Source organism: Burkholderia sp. 3C, from assembly GCF_054589155.1.
In genome coordinates, this window is record NZ_BAAILN010000121.1 from 20115 (window position 1) to 23721 (window position 3607).

Genomic DNA, 3607 nt, shown 5'->3' on the forward strand with positions numbered 1-3607 from the left:
GTCGGCACGTTGGTGTTCGCGCACGGGATCGACGGCATCAGCGACGCGTCGCACACGCTGAGGCCTTCCACGCCATGCACCGCGCCGTCGGCGCCGGTGACGGCCAGCGGGTCGCCGGCCGAGCCCATCCGGCAGGTGCCCGACGGGTGCCAGGTGCCGCCCACCGAGCGCGTGACGAACTCGGTCAGCGCGGCGTCGTCGGCGAGCAGCGTGGCGAGCGAGACGCCCTGCGTGACGACGCGCCCGATCAACGCGCCGCGCAATGGCCCGGCCACGTCGAGCAGTGCGCTCAACGCGCCGCGCTGCACCGCGTTCCAGCGGCCCGGCTGCGCCACGGCCGCCACGCGCGGCGAATAGCTCGACGGAAAGCGCGGCCCGAGCCGAGCGGCCAGCGCGGGATCGGCCAGCGTTTGCGCGCCGAAGCGCACCGCGCCCTTGAGCCGTTCGAGATCGCGCGGATCCGACAGCATCGAGAACGCCACGGCGGGTTCCTCGCGCGCATCGGCCGAGGCCAGCGTGACGCGCCCGCGCGAATACGATTTGTTGACCCAGAAGAACATCGTGCCGAGCCGGTAGCCGACCGAATGCCAGCCCGAACGCGACAGGATTGCGCCGTGCATGTCGCCGGGCGGCGTGCCGGGCAGCCCTGACGAATAACGCACGATGGCCTGTTCGTGATGCTCGTCGGGAAACGGCGTGCGCGCCGCGCGCGGCAGGAACGCCGACACCGCGATCGACGGATGCTCCATCAGGTTGCGGCCCACGCCGTCGCGCGCGGCGATCACCGCGATGCCGAGTGCGTGGAGTTCCTCGCCCGGGCCGATGCCGCTGCGCAGCAGCAGCGCGGGGCTGTGGATCGCGCCCGCGCAGACGATCACGTGCCGCGCATGCAGCGTGGCGCGGCTGCCGTCGGGGCGAATCACGTCCGCGCCTGTCGCGCGCTTGCCGTCGAAGCGCACGCGCTCGACTTGCGTGTCGGTCGTGATCGTCAGGTTGGGGCGGGCGCGTGCGGCGTCGTCGAGATAGCACACCGAAGTGGGAATGCGTTCGCCCTGCTCGCTGACGGCGATTGCGCCGACGAACGCGCCGTCCTGCCAGGGGCCGTTCTGGTCGTCGCGCAGCGGCAGGCCGCGCCGGCCGAGCGCGTCGATCACGCCGCGCACGAACGGCGAGAGCCGCTCGGGTGGCGCGCGTTGCACGCGCAACGGGCCGCTCGCGCCGTGCAGCGGGCCGTCGAACTGCACGTCGCGTTCGAGCTTGCGGAAGTACGGCAGGCAGCTTGCCCAGTTCCAGCCGGACGCGCCGAGCGCTGCCCATTCGTCGTAATCGGCGGGTGCGCCGCGGTTGGCCATCAGCGCGTTGATCGCCGAGCCGCCGCCGAGCACGCGCGCCTGTTCGTAGCGGCGAGACGCGGCGGGCGCGCTCATGCGGGCTTGCAAGCGCGCCCACAGGTTGCGCGTGTCGAGATAGGCGCGGCCGGGGTAGCGGCTGCGCATGTCGGGCGGCAGCGTGGCCGCCGACACGTTGCGGCCGGCCTCGACGAGGCAGACCGAGCGGGTGGCGTCCTCGGAGAGCCGCGCGGCCAGCACGCAGCCGGCCGAGCCGCCGCCGAGTATCAGGTAGTCGTACACGATCGAAGCCGGCAGGAAAGGCGCATCGCCCCGGGCGGCGCGATAGGTAGCAATTCGGCGCGCGCGGCAGGGCGGATGACGGGAATCGAAGTCAATCGAAACGAGCGCCGCGCGGCGTCATGCGGCAACGCGCGGCATCAAGTTGCGGGTGCAACGAAGTGATAAAGCGGCACGCCTCGCGCGTGCCGCGCCGCTACATCGCTTATTGCTGCATGAACTTGAGCCAGCGCGCCTTGGCCTGGATGCCTTGGGGCGTCGCCCACCATTCTTCCGAGAGCAGCGCCTGCTTGGCCGCGTTGGCCGGCGAGCTGGGCAGTTCGCTCGCGCGCTGCGGCGTGATCTTGCCGGTTTGGTAGGCGGCGGGGTTGCCGGGGCCGTAGTCGATGTATTTCGGCAGGTTCGCCTGCAAGTCGGGCGAGACGGCCGCATCGACGAAGCGCACCGCGTTCGCGAGGTTCGGCGCGTTCTTCAGGATGCACAGCTGGGTGTTTTGCAGGATGCCGTCGTCGTAGGTGAACGCCACGTCGGGGTTGTCCTTCGCGACCGCGCTGGCGCGGCCGTTCCAGATCATTTCCATGTCCACTTCGCCGTCGTGCAGCAACTGCGCCGATTGGCCGCCCGAGGTCCACCAGACGGCGATGTCGGGCTTGATCTGCGCGAGCTTGCGGAACGCGCGATCCACATCGAGCGGATAGAGCTTGTCGCGCGCCACGCCGTCGGCGAGCAGCGCGGCTTCGAGCACGGTTTGCGGATCGTTGCGCAGCGCGCGCGTGCCGGGGAAGCCCTTCACGTTCCAGAAATCGGCCCAGCTGTGCGGCACCTTCTTGACGGTTTTCTTGTTGTAGCCGATCACGCTCGAATAGAACTCGTACGGCACCGAATACGGCGTGCGGTATTTCTCGGGGATCGACGCGGCGCTCGGCATCTTCGTGTAGTCGAGCTTTTCGATCAGCCCTTCGGCGCCGCCGCGCAGGCAGTTCGAGGTGGGCGTGTCGACCACGTCCCAGATCGGCTTGCCGGTGGCGCCCTGCGCCTTGATCTGCGGCCATGCGTCGGGAATGCTGTCCTGCGCGATGGTGATGCCGAGCTGCTTGGCGGCAGGGTCGAGAATGGCCTTGGTCTGGGCTTCCTGGTACGCGCCGCCTTGCGACACGAAGGTGATCTGGCCGGCGGCGAGCGCCGACGTGGCGCTCGCGCTACCGATCGCGAGTGTTATGGCGGCCTGACACAGGCGTTTCGTTTTCGTCACGACTCTTCCTCGACACGGTTGCAGTGGACACTTCATCCGGAAGGGCTGGCCGCGATGCGGGCGGCGTTCCGGGGGGAATCGATCATCGGGTCGATTCGAATATAGTGAGCCAATTTGCTGCGGACAACGCCGAAATTGTTGGAGCCGGCATGACCTGATGTAATGGCCGCGTCGGGTGAAGCGTGTCGGTGTGCTGATGATTCGTCTGTGTTGAGCGGGCGCGAGTATTCGCCTAGTTCCGAACCGGGTTGCGCTCTGCGGCGGGCGCGTTGCGTTGGGTGCCTGCGGCACGCACGGCCTCGGACGGCATCAGCAGCAAGGCCAGCGCGAGCGAGATCAGGCAGCCGGCCAGCACTTCCTCGATGCGCATGGCCGCGAGCGGCACGATCGCGAAGCCGAGCGTGCCGTACAGCAGGCCCACCAGCAGCGTGATGAAGAACACGCCGCGCGCATACGCATGAAGAATGTAATAGGCCCAGCCGAACACCGACGCGATCATCGCGGCCACCAGCACGCCGGTCTGATGCGCGAACACGGTGACGAGCAGCACGCTGGCCGCCGCGCCCGCGAGCGTGCCGATCACGCGCTGCACGACGCGCGCCCGCGTGCCCTGGTGCGAGGTGGTGCCGAGAAACACCACGAACGTGCTGATCACGGCCCACATCGCGCGATCTTCCGAGAGCGCGCCGCCGGCCAGCATCGCGAGCAGCGCGGCGGCGGTGGGGGG

Annotated in this window: 3 protein-coding genes; all 3 read right to left on the reverse strand. The window is 69.3% G+C overall.

The genetic code is table 11. The annotated features are described in order from the left end of the window. A partial coding sequence (locus ACYP33_RS24390) for a GMC family oxidoreductase (protein WP_459624271.1) occupies window positions 1-1631 on the reverse strand: 1631 nt, incomplete at its 3' end. A 202-nt stretch (window positions 1632-1833) separates the two neighbouring features. Further along, the gene (locus tag ACYP33_RS24395) at window positions 1834-2916 is read right to left on the reverse strand and encodes an ABC transporter substrate-binding protein (protein ID WP_414448527.1); all 1083 of its coding nucleotides are present in this window, start codon (window positions 2914-2916) and stop codon (window positions 1834-1836) included. Between the two features lie 196 nt (window positions 2917-3112). After that, window positions 3113-3607: FUSC family protein (locus tag ACYP33_RS24400; RefSeq protein WP_459624272.1), on the reverse strand; the 495-nt coding region annotated here is incomplete at its 5' end.